This is a genomic window from Pseudomonas sp. B21-015 (assembly GCF_024749285.1).
Taxonomy (GTDB): domain Bacteria; phylum Pseudomonadota; class Gammaproteobacteria; order Pseudomonadales; family Pseudomonadaceae; genus Aquipseudomonas.
This window is the reverse complement of sequence record NZ_CP087196.1, coordinates 3,720,408-3,741,405: the sequence shown is the minus strand read 5'-3', so window position 1 is coordinate 3,741,405 and position 20,998 is coordinate 3,720,408. Positions and strand designations below refer to the sequence as shown.

Here is a 20,998-nt window from a genome sequence, read left to right as displayed (position 1 = left end):
ACAATATGAGTAGTTCGACATGACCCACTTTCTGACTCGCAGGGCTCTTCTTCCGCTTCTGGGTGTGTTGCCGATGGCCACTGCCGGTGCGAGTGATTTCATCGACGACAGCAAGTTGAAGCTGCAACTGCGCAACGTCTATTTCAACGAAAACTTTCGCGATGAACATGGCTTGAGCGCGCGCTCCGCCAGAACCGCCAAAAGTGAGCGCACCGAGTGGGCCCAGGGTTTCCTGCTGGATTTCCAGTCGGGGTTCACCCCCGGCACTATCGGTTTCGGGGTCGACGCATTGGGCCTGCTGGGTGTCAAACTCGATTCCGGGCGTGGCCGCAGTGGCACCGGTCTGTTGCCGGTACACGATGACGGCCGTGCCGCCGACGAGTTCGCCAGTGCCGGGGCTGCGGCCAAGGTCAAACTGGCCAAGACCATCCTCAAATACGGCACCCTGCTGCCCAAAACTCCGGTGCTGATCTATAACGATGCGCGTTTGCTGCCGCAAACCTATGAGGGAGGACAAGTCAGCAGCACCGACATCGAAAACCTGACCCTGACTGGCGGTCATCTGGACCGATTCAAACTGCGCGATTCGACCGACAGCGTGTCGATCGTTCCTGACGGTTATTCAGGCGACAAAGGTGGCGATTTCACCTACGCCGGTGGTGATTACAAACTCGGCAAGAACACCCGTCTGAGTTACTTCTACGGTGAACTGGAGAATTTCTATCGCCAGAACTTCGCCGGCATCCAGCACGATCTGCCATTGGGCCCCGGGGTGTTGACCGGCGACTTGCGTTATTTCAACAGCAATGACGCGGGCCGTGCCTACGCCTCGAAAATCGATAACGACATGCTCAGCGGTCAGCTGTCCTACGCGGTGGCGGGGCACACCTTTGGTGGCGGTTATCAACAACTCAGCGGTGACGCCGGGCTGCCGTACGTCAGCGGTGCGACGGTGTACTCGTTCAGCAACGTCGGCATCGGCAAGTTCATCGAAGAGGACGAGAAGACCTGGATGCTCAGTTACGGTTACGACTTTGCACCGGTGGGCGTGCCTGGGTTGACGTTCATGACCCGTTATCTCAAAGGCAACGATGGCAAGTCCGACACCAATATCAAAGAGTCCGAACGCGACACAGAACTGGCCTATGTGGTCCAGAGCGGCACATTCAAGGGGCTTGGCGTGAAACTGCGCAACTATGTCTACCGTTCGGACTTCGCGCGCGGACGTGACAGCAATCGGATCTATTTCACCTACGACATTGCTCTCTGGTAATGGCACCGAGGCGCTCGCAGCAGGCAGCGAGCGCCTTTTCAGTTAGCCGTGCAGATCGCTTGGCGAAGGAACCTGGATATGTCATTTAAACGAAAAATACTGCTGCTCACGTTACTGCCCGTGGCGTTGTTCGCAGTGGTACTGAGTATCACCACCAGCAAGATTCTACTGTCATTGGCGGATCGGGAAGTCACGCAAACCCGCGATCGGTTGCTGGCCGAGAGTCGGGCCAGGCTCGAAGATTATGCAAGCATCGCTCGAAGCTCCATAGCAGGATTGTATAACAACGCAAACAGTGGCGACCTGCAAAGTCGGGCCCTGGCTATCAGCCAACTGTCGAAAATGAAGTATGGCGATGACGGCTACTTCATCGGCTATGACAGTCAAGTCGTGCGCCTGTTTCGCGGTGAAAGCAGCGATGGGGTGGGCACCAACATGAGCGATCGCAAGGACCGCGATGGGGTTTATCTGAACCGCGAGATGGTCGCGGCAGCAAAGAATGACTCTCACTACGTCAACTACGCCGGGTCCTTGGTCAATACCGACAAAGTAGTGCCGAAACTGGCCTACAGTTTTTTCCTGCCCAAATGGGACATGGTAGTGGTCACTGCCGTCAATCTGGACAGCATTGAAATCCAGGTGGCGCAGGTTCGTGCGGACATTGACCGGCGGGTGAGCAGTATTGTTTACGGGATCGTCATTGTGGCCGTGGTGTTGCTGGCAGTTATTGGCGTATTGGCGCTGCTATTGGTCAATGCCAGCCTGCGACCGCTGACATTGATCCGCGACAGTCTTAACGAGATTGCTGCCGGTGAGGGGGATTTGACCCGACGCTTACCCGTCGGTAGCCAGGATGAGTTCGGCCAGTTGGCCGGTTCATTCAACGCTTTTATAAGCAAAATTCACGGGTTGGTCAGTCAAATAGCGGCAATGACTGGGCAATTGAGCAACGCTGTCGGGCAAGTGGCCAATCAGACCCGGCACATGGACCTGGCCATGGAGCAGCAGCGTCAGGAGACAGATCAAGTAGCGGCGGCGATCAATCAAATGTCGTCGGCGGCGCAGGAAGTGGCGGTCAGTGCTCAGAGTGCATCGGACGCAGCCATCGAAACCGATCAGCAGACGCGACGCGCCCGACAAGTGGTCGATGGCAGCATTGCGCGTATTCAGGGGCTGACGTCGGACCTGGGACGCAGCGGCGTGTCTCTGGACAGCCTGCAAAGCGATGTTTCGGCGATTGTCACGGTGCTTGATGTCATTCGTTCGATTGCCGAACAGACTAATCTCCTGGCTCTGAATGCGGCCATCGAGGCCGCCCGTGCCGGTGACGCCGGGCGAGGTTTTGCGGTGGTTGCCGACGAGGTGCGTGCCCTTGCCAGTCGCACCCAGCAAAGCACCCAGGAAATCCAGGCGATGATCGAGCGCCTCAAGCGAGCCACCAGCACCGTCGTGACCTCGATGCGTCAATCCAGTGAAGCCGGGGAGGGCGCCAGCACTCAAGCTCATCAGGCCGGTGAGTGGCTGGGCAACATCGTCGAATTAATCGCCACTATCAACAGCATGAACGCGCACATCGCCAGTGCTGCGGAGGAGCAAACTTCGGTGGCGGAGGAGATCAACCGCAGCGTGCATCAAATCGCCCGGGCAATCGACAGTGTTGCCGATGAAACCCAGCGTGGCGTGCAGACGGTCAATGACCTCCACGGCATTGGGCGCGGCCTCGAAGTCCTGGTCAAACAGTTCAAGATCTGAGGCGCCTGCATCAGACCCGGCTCACCGTCTGACCGCCCAACCGATACTGATTATTCCCGCTGCGCTTGGCCTCATACATCGCCAGGTCGGCAATGTGAATCAACCGGTCCATGCTCGGCGCATGGTCCGGGAACACCGCCACGCCGAGGCTGCTGCCGATGTGGCGCTGGTCGTTGCCGATGGTCACCGGTGGTGCGAGTTCGACGAAGATTTTCTGGCAGATGCTGCGGGCTTCGTCTTGCAGGCTGTTGCCTTGGGGAAGACCCTGGAGGATCACCACGAACTCATCACCACCGATTCGTGCGACGGTGTCGGTCGAGCGCAGAATCTTCTTCAAGCGTGTCGCGGTGGTGATCAGCACGCGGTCGCCGGCCGCATGGCCATAGTGGTCGTTGATTGCCTTGAAACCATTAAGGTCGACAAACACCAAGGCAACTCGCGTGGCGCTGATGCGGGCCTGTTCCAGCGCATCGGACAGGCGTTCTTCAAGCACCAGGCGATTGGGCAAACCGGTCAACGGGTCGTAATGGGCCAGGTGTTGCAGGTAACTGGCGGAAGCTTTTTCTTCGGTGATGTCGCGTACGACGCCCATCATCTTGATCGTTGCGTCATGGGCATTCTTGACCACGTTGCCGGTTTCCCGCAGCCAGCGGATGCTGCCGTCCGGCCAGACCACGCGGTATTCCTCGTCATGGTTCTCGCCGGTCTCCAGGCAACGCAGTTCTCCGGCGCGGACCTTCACCCGGTCGTCCGGGTGCACGCAGGCGCAGAACAGTGCGTAGGTGGGCGTCACCTCGCCGATCTTGAACCCGAACATGCCGTAGATCGCGTCCGACCAATAAAGCTTGTCGGTATCGACCTCCCAATCCCAGGTGCCGATGCGGGCGAAGTATTGGCTGCGTTTGAAGCGTTCGGCGTCGCCTTCCTGATGGATGCTTTGTCCCTCGGTGAGGCTGTCGATCAGCGCACGGCACTCGGCCAACTGCTTTTGCAGCGAACGATCGCGCCAGATTAGCGCGATGATCAGCGCAAAGGTCAGTGAGCCGATCGTGATATCGATCCAGAGCTGACTCATTGAGGAATTGCGCTCATGGCGTATCGAACCGTGGGGGAGGTGGCCGGTATATTAAGGCTTTGTACGAAAACTGCCTGCGTGTCAATCATGCTGCGTTAGAAACAGGCTCGGAGTGCTCATTTACAACCCGTAAACTCCGCTTCTTCGCCTGTTTTTGCCTTGCCTGATCGCCACTCGGCGACTTTTCGTACAGACCCTGGCAAGCAGGAGGTGGGTCAGTGTGCCACTGACGGTTGGGTAGCGACCGAGACGGTGAAGGTCACGACAAACAGCACGACGAGTACCCAGAACATCACCATGACTGTCAGCATGACGACCTTCAGGCTTTGATAAAGCCAGCGCAACCAATGGCCTTCGGGTTTTGCTTCTGAGCGGGTTCTGAGTACGCCTTTCAAATAGAAGCCGAGGAGGGCCAGCAGTGCGCCATCAATCAACAGTGCAGGCAGGCCGGCTACGGGGAAAATGCTCTCCCACCGATAGAATGACGACCGGCTCAGGAACACCACATAACAAATGAGGCTTCCGTAGGGGATGGCTCTCCACCATTTACCGGCCAGCGCTCCGACCATCAGGCTCATAATCACCATGAACGGGTTGAGGAGAATATTGATCATCCACTCCAGTACGTTGGGGAAGTAGCCCGGGGAATGGACGCTGCGCCAGATGTGTTCAAACAGTTCAAACATTGTTCAGGATCCTGCCTTCTATGGAGTAAGTGCTGCTTCGGTGCTTCCGTGCCGCTGCACGGTATCGGCGTATTGTCGGGTTACATAAGTCCTGTTGTGTAAATTAGGGGCTGTACGAAAAGTCGCCGAGTGGTGATCAGGCAGTTTTCGTACAGAGCCTGGTTCACGACCACTGCCGGATACAGAGCGAAACGGTTGCCAATAGCCTGCATTTCTGGGAAAACGGCGCCCATCAAGCCCGCTCGGGCAAGCGCACAGATAGAGTGAATGTAATGAATGATGAGTTGCAGGTAATCGACCTTGAAGTGGGCGACGGCAAAGCCGCCGTCAAAGGCGCGCTGATCACCACCCAATATCGCGGTTGGCTGGAAGACGGCACCGAATTCGATTCCTCCTACAGCCGGGGCAAACCTTTCCAGTGCGTGATTGGCACGGGGCGGGTAATCAAGGGCTGGGACCAGGGAATCATGGGCATGCAGGTCGGCGGTAAACGCAAGCTGCTGGTGCCGGCGAATCTGGCCTACGGCGAGCGCTCGATGGGGGCGATTACGCCGAATTCGAATCTGATTTTCGAGATTGAATTGCTGGAAGTGTTGACGCGGGATGATTGATGGTTGTGTGGCAATAGACCGTCCAACATTTTGGGGGCAGATCAGATTGGTGTACGCCTTCAATTCCACGGGTGTACCCGGCAGCTCCTACATTGGGATCGGCGCAGTTTTATGATCGTTCCCACCGCCCCCAATTGCAGGCGCTTGGCCAAGGGGACGGTCAGCACCGCCGCGAACAAAAAGACGACAGCGGCTTGTAAAAGGTTACCTTCGTGGGGCATGGGAAACTCCAAAAACTCGATACGGCGGGGGCGCACAGGATAAAGGCTGCGACGAGACGCGTCAGCCATGAACGTACGACGTTGTTGGCTGACACACCGTTATCGCGAGCAGGCTCGCGATGGCGATCTCAGTATTACGCCAGTGCCACTTCAAACCGTCTGAAACAATCAGCCACGGCGGGCTGATTGATATTGTCCACCGTTCGAGTAAAACGCATAGGTGTTTGAGTGACTGGATGTCAGGAGCTACTCGTTGGAAAAGAAACCCCTCTACCGCAAGATCAACACTCGTACCTGGGGTGTTCGGCTGAATGATTACTCGGGTGAGTACCGGCATCAGCGCCATACCAAAGCCGAAACCCACAGTGAGTCGTCACGCGGTTCGATGCATGGCACTCGTCGGCATGGATTCGATTACACACCATTGTTCCGGTTCCTGCTGTCCCGCGTCGGCCGGCAATGGGATGAGGTTTTTAGCGAAGCGGTGGCTCGCCTGGATCGATCTGAGCCGGTGTTCTGGATGGTTGCCCTGCATGAAAAGGACAGGCAGGAGCAGGTGCGGCTGGGGGAGTCGAGCTATTTCAGCGGTTTGTATGTCGATGATCAGGGCTGTCTGCAGATCGTCAATCCTGAACTGACGGCTGAGTACATGACCCCTTACTGCCCTTGTTGCACCCATACCTTTAACGGCATTCCTTTTGGCCAACCCAAGGAGGGAGCGGGTTAATCGACCCGGCTTGCCAATAGCCCGCATTTCTGGGAAAACGGCGCCCATCAAGCCCGCTCGGGCAAGCGCACAGATAGAGTGAATGTAATGAATGATGAGTTGCAGGTAATCGACCTTGAAGTGGGCGACGGCAAAGCCGCCGTCAAAGGCGCGCTGATCACCACCCAATATCGCGGTTGGCTGGAAGACGGCACCGAATTCGATTCCTCCTACAGCCGGGGTAAACCTTTCCAGTGCGTGATTGGCACGGGGCGGGTGATCAAGGGCTGGGACCAGGGAATCATGGGCATGCAGGTCGGCGGTAAACGCAAGCTGCTGGTGCCGGCGAATCTGGCCTATGGCGAGCGGTCTATGGGGGCGATTACGCCGAATTCGAATCTGATTTTCGAGATTGAATTGCTGGAAGTGTTGACGCGGGATGATTGATGGTTGTGTGAGCTGAGACGACAAAACCCGCTGTCTCTGTGAGGAGGCAGCGGGTTTTTTACGCTGAAGACCTGATCGGCTATTACTGCGGATCGGTGTTGTCCAGCGCCCGGTTCACGGTCAGTTCCCTTTGCTGATGGGCAAGTCAGGTGAATGTCTCAATATCATCAAGGGTGTCCGTCACAGTTCCTTCCAGGGAGGGGAATTTTTCCTTCATCTTCTCAAGGGCCAGGATTACGGCACCCATGTCCAGGTCAGCATGTCTGCGGGCTATGTGGCCGAGCGCGGTGATGGCAGATGCTGCAACCGATTCGGGCTCACTCTCGAGGTACTTCAGGCAGGTGCTCTGAGCCCAGGCCTTGTCTTGCTCATTCAGGCCGATAGAAATCAATGCGGCGACAACGTTGGTTTCTACGTCGCTAGCTAGAAGCCTCGTCGCTTCCTCATGGCTCATTGTTGGATCTTGGTAGAGAAGGCTCACTTTTTAACTTCCATCTCAGTTGTACCTACTCTCGCACCCCTATGAAGAGATCCAGTTCGGTCGGTGACGTTAAACAACGTAATTGCCTTATGACTGAAGACAAGGAGCAGTTTGGCCGCAAGTTCATCATCTTTCCGAACCCTACCGATGGCCACTGGCTCAAAGCCATTTTTGGCGATTCAGAACCACCGGCCACACCGGAAAGCCGTGCGAAGTTCAAGGCAGCTGCCAGCACTACAGCTTGGCAGCTTAAGCAATAACAAAGCTGGGTGGCAGCAGGTTTTAGGGGGTGGCAACCATCGTTACCCCCCTGAAGTCTGTCAGACCGCGATGGGATTGCTCATTTCACCCTGGTCGTAGCCGCCCTGAACCAGGGAAATGAAGCGGCAAGCACCCCTTTGGATGCAGAGCTTTACACTGTCATTCGTAAATGACGTTGCTGAAATCTACCAGTAATCACGGAAAGATCAGCGTGGGCACCACCCTGGCGGTCAACAACGTTGCGACGAGGTGTATTACATGGACGCATACAGATTTCGGCTGACTATAACGCTCCATATCATTTAAGGCCGTCAAGAAGCCTCCTTAAACCAAGCAGCCTACTTACCTCAGGGTAACTACTTCCCGACTTCTATCCGAGCAACTATAGTCTCCCATGTGCGAGTTACTATTCATGCGCTCGATGAGCTAAAATTATTTTTTGAAAGAAACCAGCTGGCTAATTGGCCAACCCGCAGCCTGCCAGCGAAAGCGCTCGAACGACTATAGCTGCCTGCTTGTTGGCTACCGTAATTCCATAATGAAGGAAACCAAAATGAGAAAAACACTCTTCTTTTCGGCTTTCATGGCCTTGGCCAGCATCGCAGCTGCAGCGCAAGCGGAGGAGGCGTCGCCGGTCATAGAGGTAGTCACTGCAAAGCTTAAGCCTGGAGTCAGCCCTAAAGAGTTTTCCGCAATTGATAAGCAGATCGAGGTTCAACACGTTTCCAAGCAGCCCGGCTTTTTGTCCAGAGAGTCGGCTTCTGGCCAAGACGGTCAGTGGGTTGTGATCGTTCACTGGAAATCCACCAAGGACGCGGATGCTTCAATGAAATCATTTGAGCAGGCACCAGCAGCGAAGGCATGGATGTCGAGTATCGACCCGAGCAGCATGAGCATGAAACGGTACATGGCGCCTTAAGACACAGCCTGGTGCACGCCGATGAAACGCCGGTACAAGCGCTCATTCCCGGAGTGAAGCCCCCCTATGCCGCTACCGCGTCTGCCTATATCTGCGCGGTGGCCGCCCAACGGTGCACCTCAGCAAATTGCCGGAGCCACAACAATGATGTACATACCAGAATCTTACTTGCCTCTGCGCGGACAGAAATCTTGGACTTTTAGCTTATTCAGGTAGAGCAAGGAAAAGCTCCCCGAAGCAGTTCTTGGATCTCTGATCGTAGCAAGACGAAAATCATGGGTTTTCTGTCGTATCGGACGGAGGTGGTGAACGCTTGCTAATCCGTAATATTAAAATATTTTGCCCTTTAGAGGCCTTTCATCAGCAAAAACGCCATCACCAGAAGCACGCATCTAGTAAACAAGTCCGTGTAACGCCACTCTGCCCAATACTGGACGCTACCCGTAGCGATGGGCAGTTCCAGGTGCTTCAGCGCCTATTGGTATAATAAAGATACCTGACATCCAAAAAATACTACCAAAACCCGAATCGGCTATCATAGACAGATGCTTGAATGGCCACTGCATGTACCTCACCCCGAGACCTTCGTCTATGAGCACTCAATCACCTTGGAATCCATATGTTTCCGAATGCCCAACCCGGGCCATCCTCCAGCGAATTGCTGACAAGTGGACGATCCTGATACTGGGCCTTTTGCATGAGAAGAAGTGGCGTTTCAACGCGCTGCTGAAGCAGATCGAAGGGCTTTCGCAAAAGGTTCTCTCCCAGACGCTGAAGCGTCTGGAGCGAGATGGCTTGGTTCACAGGCAAGCATATCCGACAGTGCCAATCACCGTCGAATATTCTCTGACACCTCTTGGCATAACACTTTCCCAAGCTGTCTCAATTACACTTAGCTGGGCTGAAGAAAATGCCAACGCAGTCTTGACCGCTCAAAAAGCCTACGACCAGAACATTTCCAACCTAGAACAACAACTGGAAAAAATAATTTAGCCAAAGCCACCCTTTCCTTTTTACCACCATGGCGAATGAGCAAAGGGTCTGCAACTATTTTCCGAGTTCAGATCCAACTTCGTGGTTTTCATGAAAGCGTTCAAGAAAGGTTACTAGTTGCGGAGTATTTTTCACAAAAAAGAAACACTTACTCATCATTAAATCGGGAGAAAAATTTCTCACGACCGGAGTACCTTAAACCGTAGCGCGTTCTATCTGGTTTCCTCAAGGTAACCAGATCACGAACAAGAAACCATCTTCCCGTATTTACACTCAGCAATTATAGTTTCCCGCAGAAACCTGATGAGTCAGAAAACTACTGTAGCGCTATCAAACCTTAATCAGTAACTCTCTCAAGGAAACCCGTTATGACAACAGTTGCCATCGTATATTTTAGCGGTTATGGCCATACAGCCAAGCAAGCAGAAGCCGTACTGGCAGGCGCCGCGTCGGTTGCGGATGCCAAAATCTACGCAATCGACTCCGAGGGCAATCTCCCGGAGAACGCGTGGGAAGAAATCAGCAGCGCTGACGCTCTCATCTACGGCAGCCCTACATACATGGGCGGCCCTGCGTGGCAGTTCAAAAAATTTGCGGACACATCATCAAAACCTTGGTTTGGTCAAGCTTGGAAAAACAAAGTGGCAGCGGGCTTCACTAACTCAGCTTCTGTGAACGGTGATAAGTATTCGACGATTCAATACTTTTGGACACTTTCTCAACAGCACGGCCAGATTTGGGTAGGCACAGGTCTCATGCCCGCAAATACCAAGGCACATGGCCCTGATGACATCAACTGGACTGCCGGATTTGCGGGTGCTCTGGCAGTTTCTCCTTCGGACGCTTCTCCAGAGGAAGCTCCGCGCTCTGGCGATCTAGAGACTGCGAAATTGCTAGGAAAGCGCGTTGCCGAGGTAGCTGCAAAGCTCGCCTAAAGCCAACGTAACTCTGGCTCGATCTGCGGATTGGGCCGGTGTCGCTACTAGGGAAGGTGAGGTGGTGCCGGCATGCATGTCCATGGGCTCGGTAGCGAGCCATATGGAGTCGATGCGAGACATCGCAGTAGGTCTCGCAGGAAAGCGGAACATCCCGCTGCACTTTCTGCCAGCCAACTGACCACGACTATGCCTTTTGAATGAAGCATTTTGATCCTGATCGTGGCAGGAGGGACTTGATGTACCGCTGCCGAAGGCGATGCCTTGCCTGGATGAAGGTTGTTTACCGCGCCAGACTGCGCATGCATCCGAATGGATCATTCCATGACACTTGCGTGAGGCTCTTCTGGGTGAGGGAGCTGAGTCAGGCTAGTCGTCCTCATTAGCTGCCGTTCACGTGTGCAGCTCTCGGCCAAAAGCAGGCGTTCACAGGTGTCCGCTTTAGGTTGAAAAAGATCATGGTACGACTTGGGGGTTTGACGCGTGGATAACGAGATATGTTTTTCCGGCGTTTCGTTTAGCTGTACCTCGACTTCCTTGAGCTCCTGCATTTTGGGTTTCAAGGCCGCGATCTTGTCATGGAGACGTTCGGCTTTGGCCTGGGCAATCAAAGGCTCCTGACGGTCTGCGGTATCAAGTACGGTCAGATAGCGATTGAAACTGGATTCAATTTCCTCCAATCGCCGTCGAAGCTTGGCACTGGTGAAATTCCGATCCCGATTGTTGACCGCCTTGAACTTGCCGCCATCGATGGCAGCGAGCGCTTCCGAGAAAATCCCAGTTGCTGGCACAGCACCACAAATTGACGGTAGACCCCGCGGATTGCCTTGCCATTGTCTTTGCGAAAATTGGCGATGGTTTTGAAGTCTGGCATCACGCGACCAGTCAACCACATCAACTCGATGTTGCGCTGGGCTTCTCGCTCCATTCGACGGTTTGATTGAATGCAGTTGAGGTAGCCGTAGAGGTAGATCTTCAGCAAGAGCGGGATGGTATGCAGGTCGCCCTGTATTGGCGGGAATGACGCCTTCAAAACCCCGCTTACCCAGGTCAAGTTCATCGACAAAAACGTCGACTACGCGCACCGGATTGGTATCGCTGACGTAGTCGTCGAGGCTTTCGGGAAGTAAGGTGCCTTGCCCTCGATGTTCGCCTTGGATAAAGCGCTTCATGGGCGATCCCTGCGATGAATTCCTCAGAAATCATCGCAATGGTTCACGAATGTGTTTTTAAACAATCTGGGCCGGAAAGCGACGGTTTAGTTGCGACCGTCGCTGGGGGATTTCACCTCCTACTGCTTACCTGCCTCTTTTATGTGGAGATAAGCCCGCTTAGTTGGCGGTCTTCAGTTGCACTTCGGCGGTCGAACTGGAGCGGGCGATCACAGTGAGGATCGACAGGGCGGCGATCACCAGCCCTGGTGACGTCGCCAGCAGCACGCCAGTGGTGCCCGCACCGGCAGCAAGGATTTGCCCTGCGGCCAAGGGGCCTGCCACCGAGCCCAAGCGGCCGATCGCCACGGCCGCGCCGACTCCGGTGGCGCGCACTGCGGTCGGGTAGGTCGGCGGCGCTAGGGCGTAGAGCACCAGTTGCGCAGCCATGACGAACAACCCGGCGGCAAACCCGGCGATCGCCATCGGCACGATACCGATCGACAGGCCGACCCCAGCCAGCGCCATCAGCAACCCGGCATACACGAACAGCACGACCTTGAGGCCGTTGCAACGATCCAGAAGCAGGCCGCCGAGCAGCGAGCCGAGGGCGCCACCAATGTTGAACAGCATCTGGATCATGCCCGCCTGGGGTTTGCTGAAGCCTTGTGCCAGCAGTAATGAAGGTAGCCAGTTGAGCAGCATGTACATCACGGTCAAGGTGAAGAAGTAACTCAGCCACAAGGCGAGGGTGTTGCGTGTGCGGCCTTCGCCGAACAGCGCCTGTGCTGTGGATGGCCGTAGGCTGTCAGTTGCTGAATGTTGCTGGCGGAAGGCAGTGGATTCGGGCAGCAGCAGGGCCATCAGCGGTACCACCAGCAAGGGCACCAGGCCGCCGATGATAAAGGTGGTTTGCCAGTGTTCACTGGAAAACATCGCCACCACCGCCGCGAGCGCTCCGCCCAGGGGCACGCCGCAGTACATGACACTGATGGCGGTGCCGCGGTTGCGTTCGCTCACGGCCTCGGCGCACAAGGCGATCAGGTTGGGCAGGGCGGCGCCCAGGCCCAAACCGGTCATGAAGCGCACCAGCAACAGGCTGGAGTAGCTCTCGACGTAGGCCGTGCACAGGGAAAACAGGCCGAACAGCAGCACGGCACCGACGAGGATTTTCTTGCGGCCGATGCGATCGGCGACCCAGCCGCCAAAAAATGCCCCGGGCAGCAGGCCGATGATCCCGGCGCTGAACACCCAGCCCATCATCTTCGGGTCCAGGGCAAAACTCTGGCGCAGCCCGGCGGCAGCGGTGCCGGCGGCCTGCAGATCGAAACCCTCGATTAGCGCAACGATAAAGCACAAAGCGATTGTCAGCGTCGAGCGACGCAAAGGGCTGTCCATGGGTGGAACCTCATTGTTGTTTTTGTTGTGGAGTCGAGCCGTCCCATCGCACGGGTACGCTGAAGATGGCTGCTGGCGAATAAGATAACAAAGATAACTAAAAAATGAACTGTCCATCGAAAATTGCAAAAAAACAGCAAATAAGGCTTATAAATCATCTACTAAGATCTAGATAAGGCAATCATATTAAAAATAGATAACAATATTAATGTTCGATTATCGATCAATCGCCATTGACAGGGGTCGTTGGCTGTTTCCATTCTCTGTCCGCGAAGCCGGCTGCACTGGGCTCTGCTGGCGGCACAAACAACAATAAAAAATGGAAATCGAACATGCCAAATCTCCCCACGCACGACGTTGCGACGGCGTCAGCCACCTGTGTGCCCGGTATCAACCGAGGGTTGGTCCTGGCGCTGCTCGGCTTGAGCGTTCTACCCACACAGCTTCGCGCCGGGGGCTTCATCGAAGACAGCCATGGCACCTTGACCCTACGTAATTACTACCTGGACCGCCAATACAAGGACGATGGCGCCAAGACCGCCGCCCAGGAGTGGGCCCAGGGTTTCATCATGAACATGGAGTCGGGGTTTACCCAAGGGCCGCTGGGTTTTGGCCTGGACGTTCGCGGGCTGCTGGGGGTCAAGCTCGACTCCGCGCCGGATCGCAGCGGCACCGAGTTGTTGCCGGTGTCGGCCAGCGACAATCGGGCGGCGGATGAGTACTCGCGCCTGGCCCCGACCGCCAAGCTGCGTTTTGCCCAGACCACGGTGAAGTCCGGGGACGTGTCGATCTTCTTGCCGTTTGCCTTTGCCAGCCCCTCGCGACTGCTGCCACAAACCTTTCGCGGCACCATCCTGAGCTCCAGGGACTTCGATGGGCTGACGCTGAACACCGGCTATATCGATCGCATCGACAAGCGCAATTCCACCAACTATGAGGCGATGACCATCGCGTCGCCCAACCGGCGTTTCAACGCCACTGCCACGACCTCGCACATGGCCTACCTGGGGGGTGATTACCAGGTCAGCAAGACGCTGAGCCTGCGTGCCTACCACGCAGAAGTGGCCGACTTGTACCAACAGCACACCTTTGCCTTGCTGCATGACCTGCCCCTGGGCGGTGGGACATTGACCAGTGACCTGCGCAGTTTTTTCAGTCGCGAGGATGGCAGCGCCAAGGGCGGTGAAGTGGACAATCGCAACGTCTCGGGGCTGTTCAGCTACCGTTACGGCGGACACAAGCTGGGCATCGGTTATATGCATTCCAGTGGCGAATCGGCGACGCCCTACATCTCCGGCACAGAGTTGATGGGCATGAGCGAGCTGACCATGGCGTCGGACTTTCTCAACGCCAAGGAGCGCACGTGGCAGGCCATCTATGACTATGACTTCGTCGCGTCCGGAGTGCCGGGGCTGAGGGGCCGGTTGCGTTATCTGCGCGGTGGCAATATCGAGCTGGCAGCCTTCAACGCAGAGGACCGCAAGGAGCGCGAGTTCCAGATGGAGCTGGGCTACGTGGTGCAGAGCGGTCCGCTGAAAAACGTCGCACTGGTGGCGCGCAAGGCGATCTACCGCAACGATTTCCCGAGCGGCGCGGCCTTCCGCGATGAAAACCAGACCCGCTTCCTGGTGACCTACACCTTGCCGATCTGGTAACCCCGCAGGCCTGCAGGCTTCTCACCGGCACGCCCCTTGGGGGCGTGCGTCACTCCTGATAAATCTTCTTCAGCAGTCGCAGCAGCTCTTCGCGTTCCTGATCGTCCAGTGCCGCGGTGGCGTCCAGGTCGCTTTGCGCGGCGATCTGGTTCAGTTCCTTGAGCAGGGTCTCGCCGGTCTTGCTGAGGAAGATCCCGTAGGAGCGCTTGTCCGGCTTGCAACGCACACGCACCGCCAGTGCACGGCTTTCCAGTTTATTGAGCAGCGGCACCACCTGGGGCGGCTCGATGGTCAGTGCCCGCGCCAGATCGGCCTGCATCAGGCCGGGGTTCTGGTTGATGATCGCCAGGGCCGAGAACTGCGCGGGTCGCAGATCGTGGGCCGAGAGGCGGCCGATCAGGTTCTGGAACAGTTTGAGTTGTGCGCGGCGCATGGCGTAGCCGATTAGGTCGTTCAACGCCGAAATGAGTGGTGCCTGCAGCTCGGCGTTGCTCGAGGGTGCCTCGATCGACTCGGCGAGGGGGGAGGGCTTGGCCATTGCAGGTGAGTCCTGGGGATTTTGAGTTAACAAGGCTATCTATTTTGCCGACGTTGGGCGGTGATTGCTACGGCCAATATCGGCGGCGTTCGGACAGTTGGGGCTCTGCGCAACGGGAAACCGGTTAATTTTATTAATGGTTAATTGACATAACTAATTTGCCGGTTTAATTTCCAGTCATCTTCACATCAAGAGCAAGAGAGCATCGTCATGAGCAATTACGAAGGTCGCTGGACAACGGTCAAAGTGGAAATCGAGGAAGGCATCGCGTGGGTCATTCTCAACCGCCCGGAAAAGCGCAACGCCATGAGCCCGACCCTGAACCGCGAGATGATCGATGTCCTGGAAACCCTCGAGCAGGACCCGGACGCCGGTGTCCTGGTGCTGACCGGTGCGGGCGAAGCTTGGACCGCGGGCATGGATCTCAAGGAGTACTTCCGCGAAGTGGACGCCGGCCCGGAGATCCTTCAGGAAAAAATCCGCCGCGAAGCCTCGCAATGGCAGTGGAAACTGTTGCGCATGTACGCCAAGCCGACCATTGCCATGGTCAACGGCTGGTGCTTCGGCGGTGGCTTCAGCCCCCTGGTGGCCTGCGACCTGGCGATCTGCGCCGACGAAGCAACCTTCGGTCTTTCGGAAATCAACTGGGGCATCCCGCCAGGCAACCTGGTGAGCAAGGCCATGGCCGACACCGTGGGCCATCGCCAGTCGCTGTACTACATCATGACCGGTAAGACCTTTGGCGGGCAGAAAGCCGCCGAGATGGGCCTGGTCAATGAAAGCGTACCGCTGGCGCAACTGCGTGAAGTCACTGTGGAGCTGGCGCGTAACCTGCTGGAGAAAAACCCGGTGGTGCTGCGTGCGGCCAAGCATGGTTTCAAACGTTGCCGCGAACTGACCTGGGAGCAGAACGAGGATTACCTGTACGCCAAGCTCGATCAGTCGCGCCTGCTCGACACCGAAGGCGGTCGTGAGCAGGGCATGAAACAATTCCTTGACGACAAGAGCATCAAGCCGGGCCTGCAAGCGTACAAACGCTGAGGTTCTGCGGTAAGTAGCCGGGCGCGGCTGCGCCCCGGTACTGCGTTTACACCGTTCTTATGCATTCCCGACAAAGACTATAAAGAGGAATCACCATGCTGGACGTGCCCCTGCTGATTGGCGGCCAGTCGTGCGCCGCCCGCGACGGTCGAACCTTCGAACGCCGTAACCCGGTGACCGGCGAGTTGGTGTCGCGGGTTGCCGCCGCCACCCTGGAAGATGCCGACGCTGCGGTGGCCGCTGCGCAGAAGGCGTTTCCCGCCTGGGCTGCCCTGGCCCCCAATGAACGCCGCACCCGGTTGCTCAAGGCGGCCGAGCAATTGCAGGCGCGCAGTGCCGAGTTCATCGAGGCGGCGGGCGAGACCGGCGCCATGGCCAACTGGTACGGGTTCAACGTGCGGCTGGCGGCCAACATGCTGCGGGAAGCGGCGTCGATGACCACGCAGATCAATGGCGAAGTCATCCCCTCGGATGTGCCTGGCAGTTTCGCCATGGCCCTGCGCCAACCCTGCGGCGTGGTGTTGGGCATCGCGCCCTGGAACGCCCCGGTGATTCTCGCCACCCGCGCTATCGCCATGCCATTGGCTTGCGGCAACACCGTGGTGCTCAAGGCCTCCGAGCTCAGTCCTGCGGTGCACCGCCTGATCGGTCAGGTGTTGCAGGACGCAGGCCTGGGCGATGGCGTGGTCAATGTCATCAGCAACGCACCTGAGGATGCCCCGGCGATTGTCGAGCGATTGATCGCCAACCCGGCGGTGCGCCGGGTCAATTTCACCGGCTCGACCCATGTCGGGCGCATCGTCGGCGAACTCTCGGCGCGCCACCTCAAGCCGGCGTTGCTGGAACTGGGCGGCAAGGCGCCGCTGCTGGTGCTCGACGATGCCGACCTGGATGCTGCGGTAGAGGCGGCCGCCTTTGGCGCCTACTTCAATCAGGGGCAGATTTGCATGTCCACCGAGCGTCTGATCGTCGATGCCAAGGTTGCCGACGCCTTTGTCGCGAAATTGGCGGCCAAGGTTGCAACGCTGCGCGCAGGGGACCCTGCGGACGCCGGTTCGGTGCTCGGTTCGCTAGTGGACGCCAGCGCCGGTATGCGCATTAAGGGATTGATCGACGACGCCTTGACCAAGGGCGCGCGACTGGTGGTTGGCGGGCAACTGGACGGCAGCATTTTACAGCCGACCCTGCTCGACGGCGTCAACGAGAGCATGCGCCTGTACCGCGAGGAATCCTTCGGTCCGGTCGCCGTGTTGCTGCGCGGTGAGGGGGATGAAGCGTTGTTGCACCTGGCCAACGACTCTGAGTTCGGTTTGTCTGCGGCGATTTTCAGTCGCGATACCGGGCGTGCCCTGGCTTTGGCCCAACGGGTCGAGTCAGGCATCTGTCATATCAATGGCCCGACCGTGCATGACGAGGCGCAAATGCCCTTCGGCGGGGTCAAGTCCAGCGGTTACGGTAGTTTTGGTGGCAAGGCATCCATTGAGCATTTCACTCAATTGCGTTGGGTCACCTTGCAGAATGGGCCGCGGCACTACCCGATCTGAACAGGCTTCGCCACGTCGGGCATCGACTTCCCTGAAAGCGAGTCGCCCGCGTGCAAGACCGAAATAACAATAACAAGGCTGCAGCCAACGGCTGCCACGCTATCGATGAGTCACCTGCGGGTGGCTCGGGTTCAGCGTGCCTCGACGGAGTACAAGCACTTGAGTTCCGAATTCAGTCTACAAGCCCATGCCCAGGCCAGCGCACCGCGCTATCGCCCCGTGTCCATCGGTTGCGCGGCGGTCGAGGTGACCGAGCAGCAGGGCGAACTGCACATGCGCTCCCTCGAGCCATTGGCCGAGATGCCCGTGCGCTTGCTCGACCGTCTGGTGCATTGGGCCCGGGTGCGTCCCGAGCAGACCTTTATCGCCGCCCGCCAGGACGACGGTGAATGGCATCGGGTGAGTTACGCGCAAATGCTCGACAGTGTCCGCGCAATCGCGCAAAACCTGCTGGGTTATGGCCTGTCGGCCGACAAGCCCCTGGTGCTGCTCTCGGGCAATGACATCGAGCATTTGCAAGTCGCCTTCGGCGCCATGTACGCGGGCATTCCCTACTGCCCGGTGTCGCCGGCCTATTCGCTGCTGTCCCAGGACTTCTCCAAGCTGCGCCACGTGTGCGACCTGCTGCAACCGGGCCTGGTGTTCGTCAGTGACGCCCCGGCGTACCAGCGCGCCATCGACGCCGTGCTGCCGGCCGATACGCCACTGATCAGCGTCCGTGGCGAGGCTGCGGGTCGTCGCCAGGCGAGCTTTGCCAGCCTGCTCGAACAACCGGGCGGCGCCGAGGCCGAAGCCGCTTTTGCCTCCACCGGCCCGGACAGCATCGCCAAGTTTCTGTTCACCTCCGGCTCGACCCGGCTGCCCAAGGCCGTGATCACCACCCAGCGCATGCTCTGCGCCAATCAGCAGATGTTGTTGCAGACGTTTCCGGTGTTCGGTGAAGAATCTCCGGTGCTGGTGGACTGGCTACCGTGGAACCACACGTTCGGCGGCAGCCATAACTTGGGCATCGTGCTCTACAACGGCGGCAGTTTTTACCTGGACGACGGCAAACCGACCGCCCAGGGATTTGCCCAGACCCTGCGCAACCTCAAGGAGGTCTCACCCACTGCATACCTGACTGTGCCCAAGGGCTGGGAAGAACTGGTCTCGGCCCTGGAACAGGACGCGCAGCTGCGGGAGTGTTTTTTCAAGCGCGTCAGCCTGTTTTTCTTCGCCGCTGCCGGGCTGTCGCAAAGCGTCTGGGATCGCCTGGACCGGGTCGCCGAACAACACTGCGGCGAACGTATCCGCATGATGGCAGGGCTGGGCATGACCGAGGCCGCGCCATCCTGCACCTTTACCACCGGACCCTTGTCGATGGCCGGTTACATCGGCCTGCCGGCGCCGGGTTGCGAGGTCCGCCTGGTGCCCAAGGACGGCAAGCTGGAAGGGCGTTTTCGTGGGCCGCACATCATGCCCGGTTACTGGCGCTTACCCCGGCAGACCGCCGAGGTGTTCGACGAACAGGGCTATTACTGTTCCGGTGATGCGCTCAAGCTTGCCGACCCGGATGACGCGCAACTGGGGCTGATGTTCGATGGGCGCATCGCCGAAGATTTCAAGCTGTCTTCCGGGGTGTTCGTCAGTGTCGGCCCGCTGCGCAATCGAGCAGTGCTGGAGGGCTCGCCCTATGTCCAGGACCTAGTGGTGACTGCACCGGATCGTGAATGCCTTGGCGCGTTGGTGTTCCCACGGATGTACGAATGCCGCCGACTGGCGGGGCTCGATGCCGGTGCCAGCGATGCCCAGGTGCTGGCCAGCGCGCCGGTGCGCCAGTTGTTCGCCGACTGGTTGCAGCGGCTCAATCGCGACGCCAGCGGCAACGCCAGTCGCCTGGAGTGGATCGCGTTGCTCGACGAGCCCGCGTCCATCGATCGTGGTGAAATCACCGACAAAGGCTCGATCAACCAGCGCGCTGTCCTGCAATGGCGTGCGGCCCAGGTCGAGGCGCTGTATCGCGGTGAAGACCCGTCGATCCTGCGCGCGGGGCCGCGGTCGTGAGTGGCCGGGGGCAATACTCGTCCTTCAATGATGTGGCGATTCTTGAAGCCGTGCGCACGCCCTGGGTCGACGTCGGCGGCGCGCTGGCCCAGGTATCGCCCATCGACCTGGGCATCAAGGTCGGTCGCGAAGTGTTGGCCCGTGCCGGGCTCGATCCGCGGGCAGTGGATACGGTGCTGGCCGGCTCCATGGCCCAGGCCAGCTTCGACGCCTACATGCTGCCACGCCATATCGGCCTCTACAGTGGGGTGCCGCAACAGGTGCCGGCCCTGGCGGTGCAGCGCATCTGCGCGACCGGTTTCGAGCTGTTGCGCCAGGCCGGCGAGCAGCTGCAAGGGGGCGCGCAACTGGCGCTGTGTGTGGGCGCCGAGTCCATGTCGCGCAATCCGATTGCCGCCTACACCCACCGGGGCGGGTTTCGCCTCGGGGCGCCGGTGGATTTCAAGGATTTTCTGTGGGAGGCGCTGTACGACCCGGCGCCGGGCCTGGACATGATCGCCACGGCGGAAAATCTCGCCAGGCGTCACGGCCTGAGCCGCGAAGCGGTGGACAGCTATGCCCTCGACAGTCACCAACGGGCACTGCAGGCGCAGACCAGCGGCTGGTTCAGCGATGAAATCGTCGCCGTGGGTCATGAGGTGTTTGGACTGGAGGGCTATCAGCCACGAGGTATAACCCTGCCGCGCCGATGTGAAGCGGTCACCGAGGACAGCCATCCCCGGCCCACCGATCTACCTGCGCTGGCCAGGCTGCAGGCGATTCACTCCGAGGGTGTGCAAACCGCCGGCAACAGCTGTGCGGTGGTGGACGGCGCAGCGGCCGCACTGGTCGGTCGAGCTTCGATGAGTGCGCGTCGGGTGCTGGCGCACCTGTTGGCCACTGCGGTGGTCGGTGTGGCACCGGAGTTCATGGGGATCGGCCCGGTGCCGGCGATCCAGTTGTTGCTGCAACGCAGTGGCCTGGCCCAGGACGATATCGCCCTGTTCGAAATCAACGAGGCCCAAGGCGCGCAGGTGCTGGCGGTGGCCCAGGCGCTGGAGCTGGACAGCCAGCGGCTTAACCGCCGGGGTGGTTCAATCGCGCTGGGGCATCCATTGGCCGCCACCGGCCTGCGTCTGGTGCTGACCTTGGCGCGGCAATTGCGCGAGCAACACCGGCGCTACGGCATCGCCGCCGCCTGTGTCGGCGGCGGGCAGGGCATGGCCGTGCTGATCGAGAACCCGGATTTTCGCGGCTGAACCCTGGCGGTGTTTTTTCCCTTTGAACGA

Annotated in this window: 18 protein-coding genes and 4 pseudogenes; 15 read left to right on the top strand and 7 right to left on the bottom strand. The window is 58.3% G+C overall.

Annotated elements, in window-relative coordinates; genetic code table 11:
• Nucleotides 1-19: 19 nt before the first annotated feature.
• The 3 genes and pseudogenes from LOY38_RS16530 to LOY38_RS30360 all read left to right on the top strand — a co-directional run bounded on the left by LOY38_RS16530 (nucleotide 20) and on the right by LOY38_RS30360 (nucleotide 3,025).
• Entirely contained in the window at nucleotides 20-1,273 is a 1,254-nt protein-coding gene (locus tag LOY38_RS16530; protein ID WP_258696152.1) for an OprD family porin, read from the top strand.
• Between the two features lie 78 nt (nucleotides 1,274-1,351).
• Nucleotides 1,352-2,167: pseudogene (locus LOY38_RS30365) on the top strand (cache domain-containing protein); the annotation flags it as partial.
• 36 nt (nucleotides 2,168-2,203) lie between these two features.
• On the top strand, nucleotides 2,204-3,025 hold the full coding sequence (locus tag LOY38_RS30360; protein WP_408980634.1) for a methyl-accepting chemotaxis protein: 822 nt from the start codon (nucleotides 2,204-2,206) through the stop codon (nucleotides 3,023-3,025).
• Between the two features lie 10 nt (nucleotides 3,026-3,035).
• Here the strand turns inward: LOY38_RS30360 and LOY38_RS16520 are convergent, their stop codons facing one another.
• Both LOY38_RS16520 and LOY38_RS16515 read right to left on the bottom strand, forming a co-directional pair.
• On the bottom strand, nucleotides 3,036-4,100 hold the full coding sequence (locus tag LOY38_RS16520; RefSeq protein ID WP_258696150.1) for a sensor domain-containing diguanylate cyclase: 1,065 nt from the start codon (nucleotides 4,098-4,100) through the stop codon (nucleotides 3,036-3,038).
• A gap of 215 nt (nucleotides 4,101-4,315) precedes the next feature.
• The gene (locus tag LOY38_RS16515; protein WP_258700740.1) at nucleotides 4,316-4,777 is read right to left on the bottom strand and encodes a hypothetical protein; all 462 of its coding nucleotides are present in this window, start codon (nucleotides 4,775-4,777) and stop codon (nucleotides 4,316-4,318) included.
• A gap of 281 nt (nucleotides 4,778-5,058) precedes the next feature.
• Here LOY38_RS16515 and LOY38_RS16510 point away from each other — a divergent pair, with 281 nt between their 5' ends.
• A complete protein-coding gene (locus LOY38_RS16510) occupies nucleotides 5,059-5,397 on the top strand; it encodes an FKBP-type peptidyl-prolyl cis-trans isomerase (RefSeq protein ID WP_258696148.1) in 339 nt (112 codons plus the stop codon).
• A 122-nt stretch (nucleotides 5,398-5,519) separates the two neighbouring features.
• On the opposite strand, the pseudogene LOY38_RS30355 reads toward LOY38_RS16510, so the two are convergent.
• A pseudogene (locus tag LOY38_RS30355) lies at nucleotides 5,520-5,618 on the bottom strand (hypothetical protein); the annotation flags it as partial.
• 253 nt (nucleotides 5,619-5,871) lie between these two features.
• Between LOY38_RS30355 and LOY38_RS16505 the strand changes: the two are divergent.
• Nucleotides 5,872-6,345 carry a hypothetical protein gene (locus tag LOY38_RS16505; protein WP_258696149.1) on the top strand — a complete coding sequence of 158 codons (474 nt, stop codon included), beginning with the start codon at nucleotides 5,872-5,874 and terminating at the stop codon, nucleotides 6,343-6,345.
• Nucleotides 6,346-6,432: 87 nt separating this feature from the next.
• Nucleotides 6,433-6,771 carry an FKBP-type peptidyl-prolyl cis-trans isomerase gene (locus LOY38_RS16500; RefSeq protein WP_258696148.1) on the top strand — a complete coding sequence of 113 codons (339 nt, stop codon included), beginning with the start codon at nucleotides 6,433-6,435 and terminating at the stop codon, nucleotides 6,769-6,771.
• Between the two features lie 145 nt (nucleotides 6,772-6,916).
• Here LOY38_RS16500 and LOY38_RS16495 read toward each other — a convergent pair whose 3' ends face one another.
• Complete coding sequence (locus LOY38_RS16495; protein WP_258696147.1) at nucleotides 6,917-7,252, bottom strand: hypothetical protein; 336 nt, start codon at nucleotides 7,250-7,252, stop codon at nucleotides 6,917-6,919.
• A 44-nt stretch (nucleotides 7,253-7,296) separates the two neighbouring features.
• Here LOY38_RS16495 and LOY38_RS16490 point away from each other — a divergent pair.
• The 4 genes and pseudogenes from LOY38_RS16490 to LOY38_RS16475 form a co-directional block, all read left to right on the top strand.
• Nucleotides 7,297-7,512, top strand: a pseudogene (locus tag LOY38_RS16490) (acid phosphatase); the annotation flags it as partial.
• A 554-nt stretch (nucleotides 7,513-8,066) separates the two neighbouring features.
• A complete protein-coding gene (locus LOY38_RS16485) occupies nucleotides 8,067-8,432 on the top strand; it encodes an antibiotic biosynthesis monooxygenase (RefSeq protein ID WP_258696146.1) in 366 nt (121 codons plus the stop codon).
• Nucleotides 8,433-9,023: 591 nt separating this feature from the next.
• Nucleotides 9,024-9,425 (top strand): helix-turn-helix domain-containing protein, encoded by a 402-nt coding sequence (locus LOY38_RS16480; protein WP_258696145.1) that lies wholly within the window; start codon nucleotides 9,024-9,026, stop codon nucleotides 9,423-9,425.
• A 368-nt stretch (nucleotides 9,426-9,793) separates the two neighbouring features.
• Nucleotides 9,794-10,360 carry a flavodoxin family protein gene (locus LOY38_RS16475; protein ID WP_258696144.1) on the top strand — a complete coding sequence of 189 codons (567 nt, stop codon included), beginning with the start codon at nucleotides 9,794-9,796 and terminating at the stop codon, nucleotides 10,358-10,360.
• Nucleotides 10,361-10,845: 485 nt separating this feature from the next.
• Here the strand turns inward: LOY38_RS16475 and LOY38_RS16470 are convergent.
• Nucleotides 10,846-11,532, bottom strand: a pseudogene (locus LOY38_RS16470) (transposase); the annotation flags it as partial.
• Between the two features lie 159 nt (nucleotides 11,533-11,691).
• The gene (gene mhpT, locus LOY38_RS16465) at nucleotides 11,692-12,909 is read right to left on the bottom strand and encodes a 3-(3-hydroxy-phenyl)propionate transporter MhpT (RefSeq protein ID WP_258696143.1); all 1,218 of its coding nucleotides are present in this window, start codon (nucleotides 12,907-12,909) and stop codon (nucleotides 11,692-11,694) included.
• A gap of 332 nt (nucleotides 12,910-13,241) precedes the next feature.
• Here mhpT and LOY38_RS16460 point away from each other — a divergent pair, with 332 nt between their 5' ends.
• On the top strand, nucleotides 13,242-14,564 hold the full coding sequence (locus LOY38_RS16460; RefSeq protein ID WP_258696142.1) for an OprD family porin: 1,323 nt from the start codon (nucleotides 13,242-13,244) through the stop codon (nucleotides 14,562-14,564).
• Nucleotides 14,565-14,613: 49 nt separating this feature from the next.
• On the opposite strand, the gene LOY38_RS16455 is transcribed toward LOY38_RS16460, so the two are convergent.
• Entirely contained in the window at nucleotides 14,614-15,102 is a 489-nt protein-coding gene (locus tag LOY38_RS16455; RefSeq protein ID WP_258696141.1) for a MarR family winged helix-turn-helix transcriptional regulator, read from the bottom strand.
• 210 nt (nucleotides 15,103-15,312) lie between these two features.
• On the opposite strand from LOY38_RS16455, the gene LOY38_RS16450 reads away from it, so the two are divergent.
• From LOY38_RS16450 to LOY38_RS16435, 4 genes are all read left to right on the top strand, one after another.
• A complete protein-coding gene (locus LOY38_RS16450; protein WP_138965462.1) occupies nucleotides 15,313-16,143 on the top strand; it encodes a p-hydroxycinnamoyl CoA hydratase/lyase in 831 nt (276 codons plus the stop codon).
• Between the two features lie 95 nt (nucleotides 16,144-16,238).
• The gene (locus LOY38_RS16445) at nucleotides 16,239-17,687 is read left to right on the top strand and encodes an aldehyde dehydrogenase (RefSeq protein WP_258696140.1); all 1,449 of its coding nucleotides are present in this window, start codon (nucleotides 16,239-16,241) and stop codon (nucleotides 17,685-17,687) included.
• A 159-nt stretch (nucleotides 17,688-17,846) separates the two neighbouring features.
• A complete protein-coding gene (locus tag LOY38_RS16440; protein WP_258696139.1) occupies nucleotides 17,847-19,730 on the top strand; it encodes a feruloyl-CoA synthase in 1,884 nt (627 codons plus the stop codon).
• Nucleotides 19,727-20,968, top strand: coding sequence for a thiolase family protein (locus LOY38_RS16435; protein ID WP_258696138.1), 1,242 nt, complete (start codon nucleotides 19,727-19,729; stop codon nucleotides 20,966-20,968). The genes LOY38_RS16440 and LOY38_RS16435 overlap by 4 nt, the downstream gene beginning before the upstream one ends.
• Nucleotides 20,969-20,998: the final 30 nt, after the last annotated feature.